Annotated in this window: 15 protein-coding genes and 2 tRNA genes; 5 read left to right on the top strand and 12 right to left on the bottom strand. The window is 72.8% G+C overall.

The window, feature by feature from the left end; all coding sequences use genetic code 11:
• The first annotated feature begins 24 nt into the window (after positions 1 to 24).
• Positions 25 to 615 (top strand): DUF3558 family protein, encoded by a 591-nt coding sequence (locus tag IEY98_RS20890; RefSeq protein ID WP_189212250.1) that lies wholly within the window; start codon positions 25 to 27, stop codon positions 613 to 615.
• 29 nt (positions 616 to 644) lie between these two features.
• Here IEY98_RS20890 and IEY98_RS20885 read toward each other — a convergent pair whose 3' ends face one another.
• The 3 genes from IEY98_RS20885 to IEY98_RS20875 are packed head-to-tail and all read right to left on the bottom strand — an operon-like array spanning position 645 to position 8,350.
• Complete coding sequence (locus IEY98_RS20885) at positions 645 to 1,058, bottom strand: hypothetical protein (RefSeq protein WP_189212249.1); 414 nt, start codon at positions 1,056 to 1,058, stop codon at positions 645 to 647.
• 17 nt (positions 1,059 to 1,075) lie between these two features.
• A complete protein-coding gene (locus IEY98_RS20880) occupies positions 1,076 to 7,108 on the bottom strand; it encodes a hypothetical protein (RefSeq protein WP_189212248.1) in 6,033 nt (2,010 codons plus the stop codon).
• 42 nt (positions 7,109 to 7,150) lie between these two features.
• Positions 7,151 to 8,350 carry a hypothetical protein gene (locus tag IEY98_RS20875; RefSeq protein WP_189212247.1) on the bottom strand — a complete coding sequence of 400 codons (1,200 nt, stop codon included), beginning with the start codon at positions 8,348 to 8,350 and terminating at the stop codon, positions 7,151 to 7,153.
• Positions 8,351 to 8,561: 211 nt separating this feature from the next.
• On the opposite strand from IEY98_RS20875, the gene IEY98_RS32780 reads away from it, so the two are divergent.
• Positions 8,562 to 10,913, top strand: a complete 2,352-nt coding sequence (locus IEY98_RS32780) for a beta-N-acetylhexosaminidase (RefSeq protein ID WP_229787110.1) — start codon at positions 8,562 to 8,564, stop codon at positions 10,911 to 10,913.
• Here IEY98_RS32780 and IEY98_RS20865 read toward each other — a convergent pair.
• From IEY98_RS20865 to IEY98_RS20850, 4 genes are all read right to left on the bottom strand, one after another.
• Positions 10,910 to 11,833 (bottom strand): hypothetical protein, encoded by a 924-nt coding sequence (locus tag IEY98_RS20865; RefSeq protein WP_189212246.1) that lies wholly within the window; start codon positions 11,831 to 11,833, stop codon positions 10,910 to 10,912. The genes IEY98_RS32780 and IEY98_RS20865 overlap by 4 nt on opposite strands.
• Positions 11,834 to 11,839: 6 nt before the next feature.
• Positions 11,840 to 12,766, bottom strand: coding sequence for a hypothetical protein (locus tag IEY98_RS20860; protein ID WP_189212245.1), 927 nt, complete (start codon positions 12,764 to 12,766; stop codon positions 11,840 to 11,842).
• Positions 12,767 to 12,777: 11 nt separating this feature from the next.
• Positions 12,778 to 13,647, bottom strand: a complete 870-nt coding sequence (locus tag IEY98_RS20855) for a DUF4429 domain-containing protein (protein ID WP_189212244.1) — start codon at positions 13,645 to 13,647, stop codon at positions 12,778 to 12,780.
• Between the two features lie 66 nt (positions 13,648 to 13,713).
• Positions 13,714 to 13,786 (bottom strand) — tRNA-Lys (locus tag IEY98_RS20850).
• Between the two features lie 150 nt (positions 13,787 to 13,936).
• Here IEY98_RS20850 and IEY98_RS20845 point away from each other — a divergent pair.
• Complete coding sequence (locus IEY98_RS20845) at positions 13,937 to 15,115, top strand: L,D-transpeptidase (protein WP_189212243.1); 1,179 nt, start codon at positions 13,937 to 13,939, stop codon at positions 15,113 to 15,115.
• A gap of 52 nt (positions 15,116 to 15,167) precedes the next feature.
• On the opposite strand, the gene IEY98_RS20840 is transcribed toward IEY98_RS20845, so the two are convergent.
• From IEY98_RS20840 to orn, 3 genes are all read right to left on the bottom strand, one after another.
• Positions 15,168 to 15,947 (bottom strand): S1 family peptidase, encoded by a 780-nt coding sequence (locus IEY98_RS20840; RefSeq protein WP_189212242.1) that lies wholly within the window; start codon positions 15,945 to 15,947, stop codon positions 15,168 to 15,170.
• Between the two features lie 294 nt (positions 15,948 to 16,241).
• Positions 16,242 to 16,317 (bottom strand) — tRNA-His (locus IEY98_RS20835).
• A gap of 53 nt (positions 16,318 to 16,370) precedes the next feature.
• A complete protein-coding gene (gene orn / locus IEY98_RS20830; RefSeq protein ID WP_189212241.1) occupies positions 16,371 to 16,979 on the bottom strand; it encodes an oligoribonuclease in 609 nt (202 codons plus the stop codon).
• A 102-nt stretch (positions 16,980 to 17,081) separates the two neighbouring features.
• On the opposite strand from orn, the gene IEY98_RS20825 reads away from it, so the two are divergent.
• Positions 17,082 to 18,584, top strand: a complete 1,503-nt coding sequence (locus IEY98_RS20825; RefSeq protein WP_189212240.1) for a helicase HerA-like domain-containing protein — start codon at positions 17,082 to 17,084, stop codon at positions 18,582 to 18,584.
• Positions 18,585 to 18,640: 56 nt separating this feature from the next.
• Entirely contained in the window at positions 18,641 to 20,119 is a 1,479-nt protein-coding gene (locus tag IEY98_RS20820) for a glutamate-cysteine ligase family protein (protein WP_189212239.1), read from the top strand.
• On the opposite strand, the gene IEY98_RS20815 is transcribed toward IEY98_RS20820, so the two are convergent.
• Together IEY98_RS20815 and IEY98_RS20810 are read right to left on the bottom strand one after the other, a co-directional pair.
• Entirely contained in the window at positions 20,109 to 21,617 is a 1,509-nt protein-coding gene (locus tag IEY98_RS20815) for a PH domain-containing protein (RefSeq protein ID WP_229787109.1), read from the bottom strand. The two genes, IEY98_RS20820 and IEY98_RS20815, sit on opposite strands and share 11 nt — an antisense overlap.
• The gene (locus tag IEY98_RS20810) at positions 21,614 to 22,105 is read right to left on the bottom strand and encodes a PH domain-containing protein (RefSeq protein WP_189212238.1); all 492 of its coding nucleotides are present in this window, start codon (positions 22,103 to 22,105) and stop codon (positions 21,614 to 21,616) included. Before IEY98_RS20810 ends, IEY98_RS20815 begins: the two co-directional genes overlap by 4 nt.
• Between the last annotated feature and the right edge of the window lie 72 nt (positions 22,106 to 22,177).

Here is a 22,177-nt window from a genome sequence, read left to right as displayed (position 1 = left end):
AGCGTTGACGGTAAGAGGGTTGTCGTGCTGGAGGGGACCGTGGTCGGGAAGCGCGCGGTGGTCGCTGCGGCGGTGGTCCTCGCCTCGCTTGTCGTGCTCAGTGGTTGTGGCGGTGACGTAACGCCGCTGCCGGTGACCCCGCCGACCTCGCGCCTGCTTCCTCATGGCGCCCCAGTGGTCGCGGCGCCGCTGGACTTCACTGCGTTCTACAACGAATCCTGCCTCGCCTTGACTCCGGAGCAGCGAAGCGAGCTCGGTCTGACGGAAGGGCATCCGGAGGCTCGTCGGCCCGGCGCGGAATGCACCTACGCCGTGGTGGGCGAAGACGGTGACCACCTGGTGGACATTTGGTTCGCCAAGACCGGGCTGGTCGACGAGTACGAAGCCAACGCCGCGGGCGTCTACCGGCGGTGGGGGCCGAGGGATTTCGACGGTTATCCGGGTGTCGTGCTCGACGGCGAACTGAAAGGCACTCGTGCCGTGATCGGCCTCTCCGATACGACCACCGTCCATGTCTGGTGCCGCGATCAGGCCGCGCGTCCGGATGCAGGCGCCTGCGGTCTGGTGGCTCGGATCGCCCCGGCCGTCTTGGCGACGGTCCGGGCGGCCCAGTAGGGCGGGAACAGAGCGAGGTCCCGTCAGGGTCAGGGGACGAACTCGAACGGGGCGGTGGCCTGTTCTGCGCAGATGGTGTCGGCGGCCTGTTCTGAGGACTGGATGACCGCGACGCGGGCGGCGTAGGTGGTCCAGGAAGTGGCTTTGTGGCCGCGGATGGAGTCGGGGCCCAAGGCGTTGTCGGCGGTTAGGCGGGCGGTGCCGTCGGGGCCGGTGGTGGCGGAGCCGAGGAGGATGCCGTCGGGGCCCAGGGCCAGGAACTCCACGTCGACGCCTGAGACCGGCTTGTCGTTGTTGGTGAGGGTGGCGGTGAGGGTGAGGTCGACCAGGGGTTGGCCGTGGCCCTCGACGTGGGCGGGGGGTAGGGACAGTTCGGCGGAGCAGCCGAGGCCGCAGGCGGACACGCCCGCGGGCGACGCCAGCACCAGGGCCAGCGCCGCCATCGCGGGTCGGGTCAGGTTCAGCAAGGGCCGCCGCCGCTGTCGCCTTCCGGGGGGAACGGGCTGAAGCTATTGGAGACGGCGATGTCGAGCAACTGGGCGGCCTCGCCGCTCAGGTACTGCATCTGACCGTTCACCACCTTGCCCGGGTCCATGAACGTGAAGACGAACTTGCGGTTGTCCGCGTCGCCGACGCCCGACTGGGGCGGCAGGACGGTGATGCCGGACAGGGACGGGTCCGCCGGGATCTGCTCTTCCAGGAAGCCGGGGCTGGACTCGACCGGGTAGACCGTGATCGGCACCGGGCCCAACTGGACCTGGAACTCGGCGTTGACCCGCTTCTTCATGTCGAACACGTGGAACCGCAGGCCGGTGTGGTTGTCCTGCGGGCTCAAATTCAGGTCGAACTCGTAGAGCGGGAACAGCGGCTGGTCGAACTTCTGGATCTGCAGGCTCAGGTCCAGGTCCAGCTTCGCCCGCACGTCCGGGGCGACCATGCTGAACCGGTCGTAGGTCCCCTGCACGCCGAAGGCGACGTAGCCCTTGCCGGGGGTGAGCGTCATGTCGCTGAAGCCGTCGACGACCAGGTGGATGTCGTCGATGACCACCTCCGGCGCCTGGATGTGGCCGCGGTCCACGTGCAGGGTCAGGATCGGGATGCCGACGCAGGCGACGATGTCCTGCTCGAACTCCTCGATGACCAGCGGCTCGTTCTGCCGCAGCTCGAACGACCCGCCCACCAGCAGCGACCCGGTCTTGCCCGGGCTGGACTGCAGCCGCGTGTCGAACGTGCCCAGGTCGTTCGGCGCGACGGTGACCGTCACCTTCTCGCCCAGGTCGACCAGCGCGGCGAACACGTCGTTGACCTGCAGGCCGATCGGGTCGCCGGCGAGGGCGAAGCGGCCCTGCACGTACGCCTCGGCGTCCAGGCCCGGTTCGGCCGACACGATGTCGATCACCGGGACCTTCAGCGGCGTGCCCTCCTTGTCGGTGCCGGTCACCGTGACGTCCACGCACGGCGCGTTCGGCCCGGCGTCGCAGGCCGGGATGTCGGTCAGCCGCGCCCGCGCCCCGGCCGGTGCGCCGTCGTAGGTGCCGCCGACGTGCGCGTTGACCATGCGGATCGGCGCGTTGGACGCCACCCGCACGCGGCTGTTCGCGCCGAAGTCGCCGGTGACCTTCAGCGACGATGGCACGCCCTGGACGTCCGCCGCGCCGCGCAGCGTGCCGTAGGGGGTGGTCGTGTCAGCCTCGGCGCGCAGTTGGAGTTCGTCGACGCCGCCGGAGGCGGTGTACTCCACGCTGAGGTCGTTGGCCCGCGCCGCGTCGGTCTTGTCGAAGCCGAACGGGCCGATGTGCAGGTCGAACGGCGACGGCAGCCCGCGCAGCCTGGCCATGGCCGCCGTGCGCGGCGCGACGTCGAACAGGCCGTCGAACCGCGCGTAGGCGATCAGGTCGACGCCCGCGGGCGGGCGGTACCCGACAATGCCGATCTTGGTGGCCGCCATGTCGACGTCGACCCTGGTGGGCAGGCCGGGCAGCGACACCGTGCCGACCGCGCCGAAGCACTTGCCCAGCAGGCCGCACAGCGGGCTCTCGTCCGGGGCGCAGCCCGCGCCCGAGCACGCGCGCGCCTCGACCGCGATCCCGTGCGCGTACAGCGGCACGCGGTCGATGGCGTCGATCGCGGCGGTCTTGCCGACCCGGGCCTCGGCGAGCAGGCCCACCGGCCGGTCGGTGAGGTAGCTCAGCTTGCCGTCGCCGTAGGTGACGTCCAGCGTGCTCGGCAGCGTCACCCGGCCCAGCGCGGCGTAGCGGACGTCGGCGGCGAGCACGAAGTCGCCGTCGAAGTTGACCGCGCCGTTGCCGGTGCGCAGGTCGAAGGCGACGCCGTTGTCCCTCGGCCGCGCCGAGACCTCCGACAGCCCGAACACCGCCGCGCTGGCGTCGAGGTCGCCGCTGGCCTGCCGGTAGTGCGCGGCGACGTGCTGGCCGGTGGGGGCCGTGGCGCCGGGGTGGTTGGTCACCGCGAACGCCGCGGCGTCAATCGCGCCTGAGACGCCGCGGAAGGCGAACGCCCCGCCTGCCCAGTCGGCCTCCATCCGCGCCGGGATGCCCCGGGCCTCGGCGAACACCTGGTACTGCCTGCCCTGGAACGGCACCCGCGCCGCGCGGAACGTGATCCGCCCCAGCTCGGCCGACGCCACCGACTCGAAGTGCGACGCCGGGGCGTCCACCAGGACGTCGAGGTCCGCCGGGATCCCCTGCGCGGACGCCGACAGCAGCCCGGCGTCCACAGTGGACAGCGACGCGCTCACCTCGTCGATCGGCGCGGAGTTGTGCACCCCGAGCCGGGTCACCGCGTCGAACGTCCCGGTGACCCGCGCCGTCGCGGGCAGCCGGTCGATCGACGCCCGCGCCCGCAGCGTGGTCGGCGTGTCGGCCTCCGCGGCGATCCGCAGCGTGCCCAGCGGCGCCGACGCCCGGTACCCGACGTCGACCCGCGACGGCGCGTCCTCGACGGTGATGGGCCCGACTGCCAGGTCCACGTTCGACGGCAGCCCGGCCAGCTCGACCTGCCCCTCCAGCCGGGGCAGGCCCGGCAGCAGCCCGATGACCTCCAGGTACGCCGTCAGCGGCGCGCCCGGCGGCTGGGTGTAGCCGGTGATCTCGATCTCCCGGCCGGCCAGGTCGACCGACAGCGCGGTCGGCAGGCCGGGCAGCCGGATCGTCCCGGCCACGCCGAGGCAGCGCTCGAACAGCGTGCAGATCGGCGTGTCGTCGGGCGCGCAGCCAGCGCCCGCGTCACAGCCTCGGGCCCGCACCGCGACGCCGTTGTCGAACAGCGGCGCGCCGAGCCCGGCGAGCGCGGCGACCTTGCCGATGTGCACGTCGGCGGTCAGCCCGATCGACCGGTCGCCGGTGTAGGTGATCTTGCCGTCGGCCAGGTCGACGGTGAGCGTCAGGTCGGTCGGCAGGTTGTCGATGCGCGCCGTCACGGCCAGCCGGGTGTCGTCCACGCCGTTCGCGGCCAGCAGCACGTCGGCGTCGACGAACACCGGCTGCCCGTCGGTGTCCAGTTGCAGGTTGGCGACCTGGCTTGCCGGACCGCGCGCGTACTCGGCCAGGGTCAGGTTGCGGATCGACACGCTGCCGTCGAAGTCGCCGGTGACCTGCCGGTAGTGCGCGGACACGTGCTGCCCGGCAGGCATCGTCGCGCCCGCGTGGTTGGTCACCGAGAACCGCGCCGCGCCCAGCGGGCCGGTGAGGCCGCGGAAGCGCATGAGGCCGTCGGCGAAGTCGGCGTCGAACCGCGCGGGCACGCCCGTCAGCTCGCCGATGGCCAGGTAGTCGCGGCCCGCGACCGGCGTGCGGGCCACCGCGGTGATCCCGCCCAGCGGGGCCGACATCGTGCCGTCGAGGTGGCGGGCAGGCAGGTCCACCAGCACGTCGACCTCGGTCGGCAACGCCGTCAGCGCCGCTGACAGGTAGTGGTTGCCGGTCGGGTCGAGCCGCTCGACGCCCTGCGGGCTGACGAACAGCTCCGCGCGCGGCACGGCGCTGCTGGCCCGGTAGGCCAGGCGGGGCCGCTCGCCGAGGTCGTAGGTCACCTCGACGCGCTCCGGCAGGCCCTCGATCGCGGCCAGCGCGCTCGGCCCGGCCGCGGTGTCCACATAGGCCGCCTGCACGCGGTTCACCACCGAACTGGCGGTGAACAGCACCCTGCGGGCGACGGTGTCGAGGTCGAACGCCAGCGACGCGGGCAGGTTCGACACGTCGAGGCGCGCCTTCTGCCTGCCGTCGATCACGCCCGCCGCGACGAACCGCTGGCCGCCCGGGGTGAACTCGGTCCCGCCGCGCGGGTGGTCGTCGAAGTAGACGTCGATGCCGCGCAGCCCGGTCACCCGGACGCTGACGCCGAGCCGGTCGCCGTCGATGATCGCGGTCCCGTGCTCGCCGTCCAGCGGGGCGTAGTCGCCCAGCCCCTTCGACAGCGCCACCTCGGCCGAGCCGAGCGGGTTGTCGGCGGTGAACTGGACGTGCCGGGCGGGCAGGTCGGCGTTGACCACCACCGCCGTCGGCAGCTCGCGGAGCCTGCCGCGCAGGACTATCGCGGGCTCGCGGTCGTAGAAGGCGATGTCGAGCGCGGCGAGCGCGGAGGACGCCGTGTAGTCCAGTCGCGCGCTCTCCGGCGCGGTCGCCAGCACGCCGCGCCAGGTGGCCGGGACGGCCTGCGCCGATGCCCGCGTGGCCCGGGTGAGCTGTTGTCCTGAGTAGACGTAGTCGGCGAACAGGATGGTGTCGATCGTGTCGCTCGCGGTGTAGTCCACGGTCGCGTCGCCGCCGCCTGCTGGCCGGATGAGCGCCGCCGACACCGAGGTCGGGAGCACGTCCACGACGAGCTGGTCGAAGCGGTCCGTCGGCGGGTCGGCGGTGCGGTTGTTGGACAGCACCTGGACGTCCAGCCGGGTCTCCGTCGTGCTGTTCGCGTCGACGGTCGCCTTCTGGTCGCGGTCGGGCGCGCCCGGGTCGATGAAGGCGTGCACGTCGAAGAAGGTCGGCACGGGCGAGAACTGCGCGCTCGCGACCGTCGGGTCGTACGGGTGCCCGGCGTCGTCGTCGGTGACGTTGGCCAGACCCGCGGTGATCGCGAGCGAGTCCGCCGCGCCGACGGTGATCAGCCGCGCCTTGATGTCGAAGATCCCGCGCAGGACCTGCAGCGGCGCGAACGTGTAGACGCCGACGGCGGCCGTGGGCAGGCCCGCGCCGCGGCGCAGGCCGTCGAAGCCGACGGAGATCCGCTTGTGCGTGGGGAAGTCGTAGACCGCCCACACGTGCGCGGGCAGGTCCTCGCCCGCGAACTCGCTGGTGGGCAGCCGCAGGTTGACCAGGCCGAGTCCGAGGTGGACGAGGTTGAGCAGGGCCTCGACCTTGGCGGTGAGCGCGGCGCCGAGGTCGGCGAGCAGGTTCTCCAGCTGCAGCTTTTCCACCAGGAGCTCGGGGTGGAGGATGACGTTGAGCGGGTCGCTGAGCAGTTCGAGGACCACGTTGAGCCGGTTGGTCACGGCCGCGATCTCGGCCTCGAGGTCGAGGATCTCCCGGGCGACGGCGATGATGTCGCCCGGAGCGGCCAGCGGCACCAGGTCGGAGAGCACGTCGGGGGTGCCGTCGCCGGTGACGTCGACGATCGCGGGCACGGCCAGCGGGAGGGTCAGCGTGCAGGAGACCTCTTTGGTGCGCGACTCCGAGCAGATGCGGTACGTCAGGCGCGGGATGCCGTCGGGCAGGGCCTCCAGCAGCGCCAGCGGGTCGACCGGCAGCGGCGGCGGGATGTTGCCCGAGGTCAGGGCCTCCAGCAGCTCGCGGAGGGTGGCCGGTCGGGTGGGATCGATGAACTGGGCGGAGCGCACCTGCGGCTGCAGGTCCTCGGCGTCGAGGTCGGGCTGCCCCTGCGGCGTGGTGCGGCCCGCCGCGGCCAGGGTGGCCAGCGCCTCGGCCGCGGTCGCGTCGACCAGCTCCTGCCCGGGGCGTCGGGGCAGGTCCAGCGGCGACGGCGTGACCGGCGGGTTGGGCGCGATCGGCACCCGCTCGACCGGCACGCGGCCGTCCGGGCCGGGGTCGAGCGCGGGCAGCGGCGCGATGGGCTGGGCGGCCGACGGGCCCCGGCCGATGTCCGGCGAGCCGTCGGGCCCGGGGTCGATCGGCCCGAGCTGACCGGGCGGCGCGGGCGGGTCCGCGCTGGCCGCGGCGGCGTCCTGCGCCTCAGTGACGGTCGCCTGGCGCGCGGAGGTGTCACCGGGAGCCGGTTGGTTCGCTGAGGTTTCGCCTTGCGGTCGGCCTGCGGTGGTTCCTTCTGGCGGAGATGTCGCCGTCGCACCGGACGCCGATGTGGGCGGCGTTGTCTGGTGGGACGCCGAGGTTTCGGAGCTGGGCGGCGTGGGCGCGACGGGCTGCGCGGCCGCGGGCGTGGTGACGCCTGCCGCCAGCGTGGCCGCCAGCAGCGGGACTATCGCCAGCCGGGCCCCGCGCGCGCGGAAACGGAACAGTGCCATGACATCCCCCAGGTGTTCTTGGTCACGACGCGTCCGAGGAAATCACACACCCCCGACAAAACCGGACGCCCCTTTACCACGAGTACCCAAATGGAGCAGTGCCACCGCGACCACGAACGCCACCGCCGCCGCGACCTGCCCGCCACGCCCGACGATCCCTTCGACGCTCCCCGTGCCGTGGATTGCCGTGAGCACATGCCCGAACCCCACCGCCGCCGTCACGCCTAGCGCGCCTACGGATTCAGTGCGCACCGCTGTCGCCGCGCACCCCGCCACCGCGGCCATGACCAGCGCGAGGAAGACCCACACCACGAGCGGGCTGTCCATCCACCCGAGCCCCAACAACAGAGCGGGTATCACACAGAGACCGACCACCCACGGCGCCGCCCTGCCCGCCAGACTCCCCGCGACCACCCCGGCCGCGGCGGCCGGCCACCCGTACCAGATCTCGCCCGCCACAACGGAATGCAGCAGCACCAAGCTCGTGAACGGCGCCGCGAGCACCAGCCCCAGCCCGCCGACGGCCCACCACTCCCGTCCCGCCGCGGCCAGCGCGGCGCCGACAAGCGCGACCCCGATCAGCGCGCCGACGAGACTCCCGAGGACCGGCTTCCCCAAGACCGCGACGACAAGCGTGGGAACCGCCGTCGACAGCACAACGCCTGCGGCGATCCAGTGCACCTGCCGCGACTCAGAGGACCGCTCCGCGCTCAACACGGCCGCGACGACCACCACCAGCGCCGCGGCACCCACGATCCCCACCCGCGCCGGATGGCTCTGCAACGCGCCGGTCAACGACACCCCGAAGTACCCCGCGCCCGCCGTCACCCCGACAACCCACGCCGCGCCCACCCGCCGCGCCCCGGACACGACCCCGATCAGCAGCGCCCCGGACGCCGCCGCCAGCACCACACCCCAGAACGGGTCGACCGGAAGCTCCACCGTGGACTCCCCGGCCGTCCGCACCCGCAGGGACAACCCGCCCCCGGGCGGCCCGCTCACCGCCAGCACCACCCCGACCCCCACGACTCCCGCCGCGACGACCCACCGCCACCACCGGGCCGCCACCAGCGCGCCCGCCATCCCCAGCGCGCCGCCGACCGCGACCGCCGCCTGGAACCCGATCACCTCCGGCCGGTCGACACCGGCCCACATCAGGGCGTCCACCGACATCGGCGCCCCCACGAACGCGAGCACGACCACGCCCGCCCCGACCACGATCCCCGCCCAGTTGGTCCGCATGCGCCCCAACGTAACGCCCAGACGGCACTCGTCCACGTCGTTCGGCGAAGCCCGCGCGGACCTGATCGACTCGCGGGCCATCCCCAGGCGCGTGACGATCCACCGACGCGTCCACAGGAGACAGATCTGCCAATTACTGCATTCGCGTGATCGAAGATGAGTGAAAAGTGGGATAATCTCGCACTACCCTGCAACCAGGCGAGGGAGTCCCATGCGCACCAGCTATGGTCTAGTCCAATCTAGCAGGTCGGCGAGGCCCAGTCCACGCAAGCTCGCCGCCGTCACCGCCGCGCTCGCCCTGGTGGTCGGCGTCGTCCCGGCCGCATCGGCCACCCCGCAGGCGGCCGCCACGGCGACCGCCGGGCTCGTCCCGCTTCCGGTGCTGGTCGAGGAGGACACGCGGGCGCGGCCCTACGTCATCCGGCCGGATGTCTCGATCGTCGCGCCAGGCGCCGCCGCCCCCGTCGCGGAGCTGCTGGCCGACGAGCTGCGCGCCGCGACCGGCTACCGCGTCCCCGTGCGTCCCCGCGGCCACGGCATCCGGATCACCGTCGACCCCACGGCCCGCTACACCGTCGACGGCGCCGCCCCCACCGCCGAGTCCTACACCCTCGACGTGAGCCACCGCGGCGTCGCCATCACCGCCCGCACCCCGCACGGCGCGTTCAACGGGGTGCAGACGTTCCGCCAGCTCCTTCCGGCGTGGGCGGCGTCGCCGACGCCCGTCAAGCACGACTGGACCGTCCGGGCCGTCCACATCGAGGACGCGCCGCGCTTCGCCTATCGAGGCATCATGCTCGACGTCGCCCGGTCGTTCCAGGACGTCGACGAGGTCAAGCGGCACATCGACGTCCTGTCCGCGCTGAAGATGAGCGTCCTGCACCTGCACCTGGCCGACGACCAGGGATGGCGCATCGAGATCACCAACGACGGCAAGGCCGAGGGCGATCCCATCGACTACACCGCCCTCACCCGCGTCTCCGGCGCCACCGCGATGAACGAGCGCGGACACCGCCAGGAGTTGGGCCGCACCGGCTACTATACCCAGGCCCAGTACCGCGACATCGTCGCGTACGCGCGCGAGCGGTTCGTCACCGTCGTCCCCGAGGTCGACGTGCCCGGCCACACCAACGCCGTCCTGCACGCGATCCCGCAGCTCAACACCGACCGCTCGCTGCCCGCGCGCGACGCGGGGACCGGCGTCGTCCCGTGGAACGGCACCGCGAACGTCGGCTACTCCGCCCTCGACGAGCGCCACGAGCTGACCTACACCTTCGTGGAGCACGTCTTCCGCCAGCTCGCCGAGCTGACCGGCGGCCCGTACGTCCACATCGGCGGCGACGAGTCGCACGCGATGGGCCACACCCGCTACGTCGACTTCATCACCCGCGCCGTGCCGAGGGTGCAGGCCGCGACCGGGGTCGGCACGATGGGCTGGACCGAGTACGCCGAGGCCGGGCTGGCGCAGGGCCCGGGCTACTGGGACGGCTCGGTCGTGCAGTACTGGATCGGCTCCGGCGACTGGGTGCGCGACTTCGTGGCCAAGGGTGGCAAGGCCGTCGTGTCGAAGGCGGACGGCGCCTACCTCGACCAGAAGTACGGCCCCACCACCCCGATCGGGCTCAGCTGGGCCTGCCGGACCGACTGCGACTTCCCGAAGTACTACAACTGGGACCCGACCACCACCGTCTCCGGCGGCATCCCGGAGGACGCCGTGCTCGGCGTCGAGGGTCCACTGTGGTCGGAGACGATCCGCGGCGGCGACCAGGCGCAGTTCCTCGCCCTCCCCAGGGCCGCGTCGATCCTGGAGACCGGGTGGACGCCCGCCGCCCGCAAGGACGTCACCGGCTTCACCGCCCGGCTGGCGCGGCTCGGCGCCCGCTTCGCGGTGTCCGGCGTCAACTTCTACGAGAGCCCGGCCGCGGCGTGGGCGGCCTCGCTCGCGGGCACGGACGTCACGGCCCGCCGGGGCGTCGCCGCCCGGCACGGCCTCGGGCTCGTCGCCGCGCCCGGCACCAAGACCGACGGCCGCGCGATCACCCCGGACACCGTCGACACCGACGGCGACCCGGCGTCGGGCAGCGCGCTGCGCGGCCCGCTGACCGCGACGGCGACCTGCGCGGGCGTCGTCCTCCCGGTGACGTTCACCCAGGCCCAGCCCAGGGACGCCCTGCACGGCGCGGGTGTCTACACCGCGGGCGTCGAGGCGGGCTTCACCCGCGACACCACGTGCGTGCTCACCCCGTCGGCAGGCGACCCGGTGAGCGTCCGCGTCCGCGTGGCCCGCGGTGGTGACGACCGCGCCGACCGGCAGGCCCCGACGCTGACGGTCGACGACACGGTGCGCGCGGGCACGTGGGTGCCGCTGACCCTCACCGGGTTCGAGCCCGGGTACGTCGACATCCGCATCGACGGCGTCACGGTCTACACCGTCCGCGCCGACGGCGAGGGCCGGTTCCAGCGCCACGGCGTCATCCCCGCGACGACCCCGACCGGGGCGCGGACGATCACCGCGGTGCAGGGCGAGCGCACGGCGAGCGCCGCGGTCGAGGTGACCGGCTAGGGCCGGGGCCGGTCCGCGGGCACGTTCCGGACGTGCCTGCGGACCGCCCGGTCGTAGGCCTTCGCGCCGCCGACGAACGACCACGCCCACCCCGACGGCCTGCCCGCCACCGCGGCCAGGTGCGGCTCGGCGAGGCTGTACTCGTACATCCGCGTGAACGCCGCGGCGAACAGGTTGTGCGCCTCCACGGTGCGGGGGTGCGGCCGGGCCGCGGCGAGGAACCGCTGGGACAGCGCGGCCACCTCGTCGCGGACCGCGCCGCCGAAGTAGTCCCACATCGCCCGCCGGTCCGCCGCCTTCCCGGATGCCCGGAAGGCCGCCTCCAGCCCCGCGTGCACCCGGAAGTGCGCGAGCACCACCAGGGCGATCCTCGGGTCGCCCGAGCCCGCCGAGCGCGCGGTCGCCCTGGCGAAGGCCAGCGCCTTGACCGGATCGAGGATCTCGACCCGCGCGCGGTGGGCCGAGAACAGCGTGGGGCCGCGCTTCACCGCGCGCTCCCACGCCTTGTCGCACTCCGCGCGGTTCGTCGCCGAGGTGACGGTCTGCAGCAGGTCGTGCGGGACCGGGTCGGTGTCGACGAGTTCGGCGGCCTGGTTCAGCGGGCCGAGCGCGCGGCGCAGGTAGGCGTGCGCGACCCGTGCCGCGTTGGAGTCGGTCGCGCCGTCGGCGATCACCTGCGCCTCGGCGATCGCCACCGCGCCGGCCAGCAGCGACAGCTCGGGGTCCACGCTGTCCATCGCCAGCGACAGCACCTGCCCGCCCAGCCCCACCAGCCTGCCCGCCAGCACCTCGACGCGCAGCGACCGCGTCTCAGGCTGGGTCCGCGCCTCGGCCAGGATCGTCCGCGCGGGGCTGATCCGGTGCTCCTCCAACTCGGCGATGGCCGCGTCCAGCGCGGTGTCGTCCCAGGCGTGGTCCATCTGCCCTCACAGGTACTTCGCCGCGGCGCGCTGGTAGGCGGCCTCGCCGCCGACGAAGGCCCACGCGGCGTCGTTGAGGTGGTCGTTCATGGCGCGCAGGTGCGGGACGGCGTGCGCGGCGTCGTCCAGGGCGGAGAACACGGCGGCGAACGCGTTGTGCGCCCAGCAGGTCTGCGGCAGCGACAGCGGGGTGGTGAGCAGCTTCGTCGACGCGGCCACGAGTTCGGCGCGGGCGGCCCTGGCGTAGCGGGCCACCGGGACGGACCGGTGCGCCGCGCCCTCGAACTGGGCCTCGGCGATGACGGCCGCGACCGGGTGCCCCGGCGGCGCGGCGGCCACCGACGCCCTGGCGAACTCGATCATGGCCGTCTCGTCGCCGCCCCACTTGGGCGCCAGGGACTGCAGCCTGCGCCGCACGGCGACGGTCATGGTGGGGCAGCGGCTGGCGATCTCGGCCCAGAGCGCGTCCTGCTCGCCGCGGTCGAACTCCAGCCCGCGCGCGACGGGGTCCATCTCGCTCCACGGCACCGGGTCGCCGGGCAGCAGCCCGGCCGCGGCGCGCAGCGGGGCGACCGCCTGCGCGAGGTGGTTGTGGAAGATGCGGAACCGCGGCGCGCCGACCGTCTCCGCCCGCCCCGCGCCGCGCACGGCCCACGCCTCGCGCACGAACACCGCGCCGCTGAGCAACAACAGGTCGGCGTCACCGGCCCCGGCGATGGTCGCGATCTCGTCGCCGAACCCGATCAGCGCCTCGGCGAGCTCGCCGACCCGGAACACCCGGATCTCCGGTTGGTCGCGGCACTCCCCGAGCACGGTGCGCGCGGCGCCGAGCCTGCCCTCCTCGGCCTCGGCGAGCGCGGCGTCCAGGATCGGGTCCCGCCAGCTCCGTCCTCTGGTGACCGTGCGAGCCGGACTCCTGCGCAACCACCCCATGGCGGGGCACGCTACCCGTCTTGTGGCGGTGGCCACTCCTCGGCCGACATGCTGCGTAACACGGCCCGCTTGGCAGCGGTGAACTCGTCTTCGGTCAGGACGCCGCTGTCGCGCAGGTCGCCGAGTTCGCGAAGCCTGCGCATGAGCACGTCCACATCGGGCGGGGCCGCGGCCGGGGCGTCGGGGCGCGAGCGGGGGATCCGCGCGACGACGGCGGCGGCGACCAACGCGGTCAGCAGCTCGTTCTCGGTGCCCCAGGTGAGCCGCACCGCGTGCAGGTCGCTCGTCGGGGCGACGTTCGGACTGGCGTCGCGGACGATGAACCGCAGCACGCCGTCGGTGAGCCCGCTGGACGGCCGCCACACGACGGCGGTCACCTTGTCGATCGGCAGCTCCTGCGTGCCCGACCTGCGCTTGACGTCCGGCGCCTGCCAGCTCCACTCCAGCAGCACCCGGCTGCCGTCGAACGACACGACCGCCTCGGACACCGTCGCGCTGACCGGCAGCGCGGGCCCGGGCAGCAGGAACCGCCCGACCGGCCCGTCCCCCTCCGCGCGCGGGGTGAACCGGAACGCCTCGACCAGGTAGTCGGCGTTGACGACCTGCGCGGGGTCGACCGCCAGCCGGTAGGGGTTGGCCTGCTCGGGCAGGTGGCCGCCGACCACCTGGCTCAGCGGGTCGGCCCCCTCACGCAGCCGCGCCCGCAGCGCCCCGCCCTTCTTGCCCGGCTCGTAGCTGATGCCCGCGATCGCCGCCGCGGGCACGACCAGCTCCCCGAGCGCCTTCCTGAGCTTGTGCACCTTGCGATCGGTACCCGGCGTGATCCGCAGGGCGGCCCCGTCGAACCCCCAGGTCCCCTCGGCCGTGGTCACCTCAGCCATGGCGGCGACCCTACCAAGATCGGAAATGCCAACAGGACCAGGTCGATGACCTGGTCCTGTTGGAAGTGCGCCGCCAGGGACTCGAACCCCGAACCCGCTGGTTAAGAGCCAGCTGCTCTGCCAGTTGAGCTAGCGGCGCTCGTTGCTGACGGGGAAAAAGTTAGCACAGCCCCCGCCCGGCGAAGAAATCGGGGGGTCGACGCCAGGCAACCGGACGTCCCGTTCAGGCGTCACCCATTCGTGGGGCACACTGGGTTCCCACAGGTCAGCGTGAGGAAAGTGGGGGACGATGCGGGGACGGGTTGGCGTGCTCGTCGCGGTTCTGGTGGGTCTGGGGGCGTGCACGGCCGCCCCCGAGCCGTCGGCGCCCGCGGGGGAGACGCCGGGTGTGACGACCACCACGGCGCCGCCCGCGGAGCCGTTGCGGCTGACGCTCACCCCGGCCGACAAGGCCAAGGACGTGGAGCCGGGGCAGCCGGTGACGGTGCAGGTCGCCGGGGGGATGCTCAGCGAGGTCGTGCTCAAGAACGACGCGGGCAAGGCGGTCGAGGGGAAGCTGTCCGACGACGGTCGCACGTGGACCTACGCGGGCGGGCTCGGCTACGGCAAGACCTACACCATGACCGCGACCGGCAAGGACGCCGAGGGCAAGCCGACGACCTCCACCGCGACCTTCACCACGGCCAAGCCCGCGCGGCAGACGGCGCTGTCGATGAACCCCCTCGACGGGCAGACGGTCGGGGTCGGGCAGCCGTTCTCCTTCTACTTCAGCACCAACATCCGCGACAAGGCCGCCGCCGAGAAGGCCATCAGGATCACCACGTCGCCGGAGACCGAGGGCGCGTTCTACTGGTACGACGACAGCACTGTGCACTGGCGGCCCAAGGAGTACTGGAAGCCCGGCACGAAGGTGACCGTCGACGCGCGGATCTACGGCAAGCACTTCGGCAACGGCACCTACGGCCGCGAGGACCGCAAGGCCTCGGTGACCATCGGCGACGCCGTGGTGATGAAGGCCGACGGCAAGACCCACCAGATGACGGTGACGATCAACGGCAAGGTCGCCAAGACCATGCCGATCTCGATGGGCAAGAAGGGGTACGAGACCCCGGTCGGCACCTACGTGGTCATGAGCGAGCACGTGAACTACACAATGGACTCCTCCACCTACGGCGTGCCCACGGACGCCGCCGAGGGCTACCGCACGACGGTCGAGGTGGCCACCCGGATGTCCAACAGCGGGATCTTCTACCACTCCGCGCCGTGGTCGGTGGGGGACCAGGGCAGGCGCAACGTCAGCCACGGGTGCATCAACGTCTCCACGGAGAACGCGCGCTGGCTGCAGCGGATCTCGCAGAAGGGCGACGTCATCACCGTGGTGAACTCCGGTGGGGCCAAGCTGCAGTCCTGGGACGGCCTCGGCGTCTGGCAGGTGCCGTGGGAGACCTGGAAGAAGGGCAACCGCTGAAAAACGGGCCCCCGGCGGGACTGCCGGGGGCCCGTTCCTTACCGGTACCGGCCTAGGACAGGGCGCCGGTGTACTGCTGGATCCAGTTGCGGAACGCCGGGACGTCGGTGTAGATCGACGGCGCGACGGCGCACTGCGAGCCGCCGCCGGAACGGCTGGTCGCCCCGATCAGCTCCCACTGGCCGTTGACGGCCTTGATCTGCGGGCCGCCGGAGTCGCCGTAGCAGGCGCCCGCGCGGTTGCCGGGGTTGTCGGTGCAGATCTCGATCGAGCCCGAGATGCCGGAGCACTCGTAGTCGTTGACGATCGAGGTGTCGAGCTCCTGCAGCGTGATGGGCGCGCCGCAGGCCCCGCGGACCGGGCAGGTCTGGCCCCAGCCGATGATGCGCGTCTGGGTGCCGACCGGACCGGACGACGCCGCGATGCGCACCGGCGCCTGGCTGACGCTGGTGCTCAGCTGCACGAGCGCGATGTCGTACGGGCCGCGGTAGGACGGGTGGATGATGATGCGCGAGGCCCGCGCCACCGTCCCGCCGCTGGTGCGGTTGGTGGTGCCGATGCGCGCGATGGTGCTGCTCGGGGAGCGGCCCTGGACGCAGTGCGCGGCGGTCACCACCCAGTTGGCCTTGATGAGCGAACCTCCGCAGAAGTGCCCGCCGGAGGTGGACTGCAGCGACACCATGAAGCTGTAGGTCTGGGTGGCGTTGTGCCCCCCGACGATCAACGTGCCCATCTCGCCGTCGCCGGTGGGCGGCGCGGCCGCGGCCGCGGTGGGCGCCACCACGGCGGCAGCGGCGGCGATCATGCCCACCAGCAGGGTGCGAACCTTCATTGTCGCGACTCTCCTTCCACCGCCGGGGCCCTCGACCCGGCGATGATTGGTCACGCTAGGAGAGCCGGGTCACACCCGGCACCCGTCGACCGGAGGGGGTCGTTGCCAGTCGGTGATTCACCGGGAGTGGGAACGGCCGGTGACCAGCTAGCGAGCGGATTCCCTGGGAACGGCCGGGGCCCATCAGGCGAGCGTCGCGGGGAAGAGGGGCGAACTCGGGCGGAGGTCCACAGACGCAAGAAGGGCCGTCCGAGAGGACGACCCTTCTTGAACAGGTCCCTGAACGGGCCCGGGTGGGGTGAGTGACGGGACTTGAACCCGCGACATCCTGGACCACAACCAGGTGCTCTACCAGCTGAGCTACACCCACCATCGCGCACGGGCGCGCCGTGCGGAGACATCGTAGCGCGTCCCGGGAAGCGGTTATGCCTGGGGGTTGACCAGCAGGGTCCCGGCCACTGCCTTGGCCTCGTCCGTGGTCGGTCCCGGCTGCGGGACGAAGACCGTGCCGCGGTAGTAGCGCAGCTCCCGGATCGACTCCTGGATGTCGGCCAGGGCGCGGTGGGCCAGGCCCTTGTCCGGCTGCGCGTAGTACACCCTCGGGTACCAGCGGCGGGCCAGCTCCTTGATCGACGACACGTCCACCATGCGGTAGTGCAGGTGCGCGTCCAGCGATGGCATGTCCCGGCTGATGAAGCCGCGGTCGGTGGCGATGGAGTTGCCGCACAGCGGCGCGGAGCGGACCTCGGGGACGTGCTGGCGCACGTAGTCCAGCACCGCGCGCTCGGCGTCGGCCAGGGTGAGCGTCGAGGCGCGGACCTCCTCGGTGAGCCCGGAGCGCGCGTGCATCTCGGCGACGACCTCCGGCATCCCCGCGAGCGCCTCGTCGGAGGCGTGGATGACCAGGTCGACGCCGTCGCCGAGGACGTTCAGCTCGGAGTCGGTGACCAGGGCGGCGATCTCGATCAGGGCGTCGCGGCCGAGGTCGAGGCCGGTCATCTCGCAGTCGATCCATACCAAGCGGTCCGTCACCCGACGTAGCTTAGCCGCACGGCCCGGCGCGGATCCCGGGCTGCGGCCGCGCCGCGCCGGTTCTACGCTCCCGCTGATCCGGCACCGGGCGGAGGAGGCACGATGAGCAGCGCCGAGGACATCGCCGAGGGTTACGCCACCGACGGGGCCGCGGTCGAGTTGGGCAGCGTCGTCATCGCGGGGACCGCGCACCCGGCGGCCGCTGTGCGCGTGCCGCTGTCGATGATGAACCGGCACGGGCTCGTCGCCGGGGCCACCGGGACCGGCAAGACCAAGACGCTGCAGGGGATCGCCGAGCAGCTGTCCGCGCACGGCGTCCCGGTCGTCATGGCCGACATCAAGGGCGACCTGTCCGGGCTGTCCCGGCCGGGCGAGGCCGACGACAGGATCGCCCAGCGCGCGGCGGACACCGGCGACGACTGGGCGCCCACGGCGTTCCCCGTGCAGTTCCTCTCCCTGGGCGCCTCCGGCGCGGGCGTCCCCGTCCGCGCGACGGTCACCGGCTTCGGCCCGCTGCTGCTGTCCAAGGTGCTCGGTCTCAACGACACGCAGGAGTCCACCCTCGGCCTGATCTTCCACTGGGCCGACCGGCGCGGCCTGCCGCTGCTGGACATCAAGGACCTGCGGGCGGTGATCACGCACCTCACCGGCGACGAGGGCAAGGCCGACCTCAAGGGCATCGGCGGGGTGTCGTCGGCCACCGCCGGGGTGATCCTGCGCGCGCTGGCGAACCTGGAGGCGCGCGGCGGGGACGAGTTCTTCGGCGAGCCCGAGCTCGACATCGCCGACCTGATGCGCGTCGACGGCGGGCGGGGCGTGATCAGCCTGCTGGAGCTGGCGAACCTGCAGGCCGACCCGGCCCTGTTCTCCACCTTCCTCATGTGGCTGCTGGCCGAGCTGTTCGAGGAGTTGCCCGAGGAGGGCGATCTCGACCGACCCAAGCTGGTGTTCTTCTTCGACGAGGCGCACCTCCTCTTCGCCGACGCGTCGAAGGCGTTCCTGGAGCGCATCGAGCAGACGGTGAAGCTGATCCGGTCCAAGGGCGTCGGGGTGTTCTTCTGCACACAGCTGCCCACGGACGTGCCCACCGCGGTGCTGTCCCAACTGGGCGCGCGCGTGCAGCACGCGTTGCGCGCGTTCACCCCGGACGACCAGAAGGCGCTCGCCAAGACGGTGAAGACGTACCCCACCACCGAGCACTACGAACTGGACAAAGCGCTCACCTCGCTCGGGATCGGTGAGGCGATCGTCACGGTGCTGTCGGAGAAGGGCGCGCCGACCCCGGTGGCGTGGACGCGGCTGCGCGCCCCTCGGTCGCTCATGGACACCATCGGCGACGACGGGATCCGGCAGGCCGCCGCGGCCTCGCCGCTGCACGCCAAGTACGCCGAGACGGTGGACCGCGAGTCGGCCTACGAGCGCATGGCCGCCAAGGTCGCGCCCCCGCAGGAGGCGCCCCCGCCGGAGGAGGCCGCGCGGCCGGAGCCGGGCTTCGTCGAGCAGGTGATGGGCAACAGCGCGGTGAAGTCGTTCCTGCGCTCCGCCGCGAGCGCGCTGGGCCGGGAGATCGCCCGCGGCGTGTTCGGCACGCGCCGGAGGCGGTAGGCCACGGCGGGTGACCGGTGTGGCGGGATGGTCACGGATGAATCACGCTTGGCGGCATGGGCAAGGACGTCGAGCAGACCGAGTTCACCCGGGCCGACCGCCAGCGGTTCCGGCAGAAGGTGCGCCAGTGCCTGGACGTGTTCGCGCGCATGCTGGCCGAGTCGCGGTTCGACGCCGACCGGCCGATGGCGGGCATGGAGGTCGAGCTGAACCTCGTCGACCCCGAGGGCAGGCCGTCCCTGCGCAACGCCGAGGTGCTGGACGAGATCGATGACCCCGCGTTCGTCCCCGAGCTCGGGCAGTTCAACATCGAGATCAACGTGCCGCCGCAGCGGCTCGACCCCGTCGGGCTGACCGCGTTCGAGAAGAAGGTCCGCGACGACCTCAACGCGGCCGAGGCCAGGGCCGCGCGCATCGGCGCGCACATCGCGATGGTCGGCATCCTGCCGACGCTGCGGCGCGAGCACACCGCCCCGGAGGCGCTGTCGGAGAACCCGCGCTACCGGATGCTGGACCAGCAGGTGTTCGCCGCGCGCGGGGAGGACATGGCCATCGCGATCACCGGCGCGGAGCGGCTGGCCACCCAGGCCGAGTCGATCGGGCCCGAGGCGGCGTGCACGAGCGTGCAGTTCCACCTGCAGGTGGCCCCGGACGACTTCGCCCGGTTCTGGAACGCCAGCCAGGTCATCGCCGGGCCGCAGGTGGCGCTGGGGGCGAACGCGCCGTACCTGTTCGGCAAGCAGCTGTGGGCCGAGACGCGGATCGCGCTGTTCGAGCAGGCCACCGACACCCGCCCGGACGAGCTGAAGGCGCAGGGCGTGCGGCCGAGGGTGTGGTTCGGGGACCGGTGGATCACCTCGATCTTCGACCTGTTCGAGGAGAACGTGCAGTACTTCCCCGCCCTGCTGCCGATGTGCTCCGACGAGGACCCGACGGAGGTGCTGGAGCGCGGCGACGTGCCCCGGCTGGAGGAGCTGCGCCTGCACAACGGCACCGTCTACCGCTGGAACCGCCCGATCTACGACGTGGTGCGCGGCCGCCCGCACGTGCGCGTGGAGAACCGCGTGCTGCCCGCCGGGCCGACGGTGATCGACGTGATGGCCAACGGCGCGTTCTACTTCGGCCTGGTGCGCGCGCTCGCCGACCAGGACCGCCCGGTGTGGTCGCGGATGAGCTTCTCGGCGGCGGAGGACAACTTCCACGCCGCCGCGCGCAACGGCATCGACTGCCGGGTGTACTGGCCGGGGGTCGGCGAGGTGCCGCTGACCGAGCTGGTGCTCCGGCGGCTGCTGCCGATGGCCCACGACGGGCTGGACGCCTGGGGCGTGGCCGCCGAGGACCGGGACCGCCTGCTCGGCGTGATCGAGCAGCGCTGCCTCACCGGCCGCAACGGCGCCACCTGGCAGGTGAGCACCGTCCGCGCGCTGGAGGAGGGGTCATCGCTGGACCGCGACGAGGCGCTGGCCGAGATGACCCGCCGCTACCTGGAGCTGATGCACGCCAACCGGCCCGTGCACGAGTGGCCTACTCCCTGATCAGGAACGGCGTCAGCAGGTCGGGGACGGCGGCGTCGGCGAGCCGGACGCCGTCGGACTCGCCGATGTCGGTCACCGCGTACTGGCCGTGCCCGGCCGCCGTCGTGGCGGTCAGGGTGACCAGCCGCGCGCGCCGCTGGAACGGCGACTGCTCGACGCGCCAGCCGATGATGCCGGTGCGCTGCAGGGCGACCGTGCGGCGGGTGAACGAGCCGGAACGGCTGACCAGGTAGCGCCCGGTGAGCGCGTGGCCGAGGGTGCGGTAGCGGTCGAGTCCGATGAGGACGGACAGCGGGATCAGCGCGGCCGCCCCGATCCACAGCCCGGCAGGCCAGTCGGCGAAGGCGCTGAGCAGGGCCAGCGCCGCGGTGAGCACGACCGGGACGGCGACCGCCCTGACCAGCCGCCTGCGGCGCGCGGCGACCGGGTGGCGGGTCAAGGGCGCGCTCGTGGGGTTCTCGCCGATGACCGCCGCGGCGACCCGGTGCGACTCCGCGCGCGGGGCGGGCGGGACCAGCAGGCTGCTGGCGGCCTGGCGCAGGCCGAGGCCGGTGGTCACCGCGTTGAGCCGGGCGCCGCGCGCCGCGCGCAGCAGCAGGGGCTCGTGCAGCGCGACGCCGCGCAGGCGCTGCTCCTCGATGGAGACCGAGCGCGTGGTCAGCAGCCCCCGGCGCACGCGGACGGTGGCGTCGGCGTGCCGGGTGAGGCGGAAATCGTGGTTCTGGAGCAGATACGTCAGCAGTGAGGCCACAGTGGACAGCAGGACGACCACCACGGCGGCGATCAGCACCACCAGCGCGGGCGACTGGCCGCTGAGCCAGCCGAACAGGCCGCGGATCACGTCGACCTCGGAGAACCGCAGGTTGAGCTCGCCCGCGAGGTTCATCCCGAACCCCACCGCGATCGCGATGCCGAGCAGACCCGACAGCGACAGCGGGGCGTAGCGGTACCAGCGCCGGTCCAGCCGGGTGATCTCGACGGCGGCCGGTTCCTCCGCGCCGTCCGTCGAGGCCGCGGCGGTGGTCGGGCGGTGCAGGAAGACCTGGCGCAGGCGTTCGGCCTCGGCGGTGGTGACGGCGTCGAGCACGACGCCCTCGCCCGCCTGCCGCTCCTGCTGCCCGGTGCCGACCCGGACAGCGGACAGCCCGAACAGCCGGTGGCCGAGCTTGGCGGTGAGGTCGACCGTGCGGATGCGGTCGCGCGGGATGGCCCTGCGCTGCCGGAACACGACCCCGGTGTGCAGCTCGACCTGCGCGTCGGTGATCCGGTACTTCGTCGTCAGCCAGGCGAAGAGGCCGTAGAGGATGATCAGCGCAACGGTCCCGACCCCGACCACGATCCGCCACGTCTCGACGTTGCCGAGGAACACCAGGGCGAACAGGAGGGGCAGCAGGCCGATCAGCTCGTTGAGCGGCTTGACCACGATCATCCTCGGGTCGAGCCTGCCCCATTCGGGCACGGGCTCGGCGACCGGCGGCGCGGCGGGGAACGCGGTCACGTCGCGTCCCCGGGCACGGCCTGCGTGGTGGTGGCCAACTCGTCGACGATGCGGGCGGCGACGCTCTCGTCCAGCCCCTCGATCTTGAGCGGCCCCGCCGCGGACGCGGTGGTGATGGTGACGGTCGCCAGCTTGAGCAGCTGCTGCAGCGGCCCGCGCCCGGTGTCGACGGTCTGGATGCGCGAGACGGGCGCCAGCCGCCACTCCTGGTTGATCCACCCGCTGCGGGTGAACACCGCCGCCGGGGTCGTCTCCCACCGGTGCACCCGGTACCGCCACGTCGGCATCACCGCCACGTGCACGACGGCGGCGACCGCGAGCCCGGCGAGCACGTGCCCCACCCAGTCCGGGCCGCCCAGCGCGTGCCAGACGCCGAGCCCGCCGAGCACCACGATCCAGCCGATCGCCGCCCGCACCGTCCACTGCACCACCGCGCGCTTGCTGACCAGGTTCACCGGCGCACGCAACCGCCACTCACCGTCGTCCACCCCGCCAGTCTGCCTCCCGCGTCCGTGCGCCGCCGTCAGCCCGGAGGGGGACGCGGCGACGACCGGGGCGTG

The organism is Actinokineospora fastidiosa (assembly GCF_014648415.1).
Taxonomy (GTDB): Bacteria; Actinomycetota; Actinomycetes; order Mycobacteriales; family Pseudonocardiaceae; genus Actinokineospora; species Actinokineospora fastidiosa.
The sequence above is the reverse complement of the archived record's forward strand: the minus strand, read 5'-3'. Positions and strand labels throughout refer to the sequence as shown.

Bases quoted from the DNA above. Each gene is read 5' to 3' on its own strand.
- IEY98_RS20860 (WP_189212245.1), bottom strand. From the start codon at position 12,766: ATGGGGTGGTTGCGCAGGAGTCCGGCTCGCACGGTCACCAGAGGACGG.
- IEY98_RS20820 (WP_189212239.1), top strand. From the start codon at position 18,641: ATGGGCAAGGACGTCGAGCAGACCGAGTTCACCCGGGCCGACCGCCAG.
- IEY98_RS20855 (WP_189212244.1), bottom strand. From the start codon at position 13,647: ATGGCTGAGGTGACCACGGCCGAGGGGACCTGGGGGTTCGACGGGGCC.
- IEY98_RS20885 (WP_189212249.1), bottom strand. From the start codon at position 1,058: ATGGCGGCGCTGGCCCTGGTGCTGGCGTCGCCCGCGGGCGTGTCCGCC.
- IEY98_RS20880 (WP_189212248.1), bottom strand. From the start codon at position 7,108: ATGGCACTGTTCCGTTTCCGCGCGCGCGGGGCCCGGCTGGCGATAGTC.
- IEY98_RS20825 (WP_189212240.1), top strand. From the start codon at position 17,082: ATGAGCAGCGCCGAGGACATCGCCGAGGGTTACGCCACCGACGGGGCC.
- IEY98_RS20845 (WP_189212243.1), top strand. From the start codon at position 13,937: ATGCGGGGACGGGTTGGCGTGCTCGTCGCGGTTCTGGTGGGTCTGGGG.
- IEY98_RS20875 (WP_189212247.1), bottom strand. From the start codon at position 8,350: ATGCGGACCAACTGGGCGGGGATCGTGGTCGGGGCGGGCGTGGTCGTG.
- IEY98_RS20840 (WP_189212242.1), bottom strand. From the start codon at position 15,947: ATGAAGGTTCGCACCCTGCTGGTGGGCATGATCGCCGCCGCTGCCGCC.
- IEY98_RS32780 (WP_229787110.1), top strand. From the start codon at position 8,562: ATGCGCACCAGCTATGGTCTAGTCCAATCTAGCAGGTCGGCGAGGCCC.
- IEY98_RS20865 (WP_189212246.1), bottom strand. From the start codon at position 11,833: ATGGACCACGCCTGGGACGACACCGCGCTGGACGCGGCCATCGCCGAG.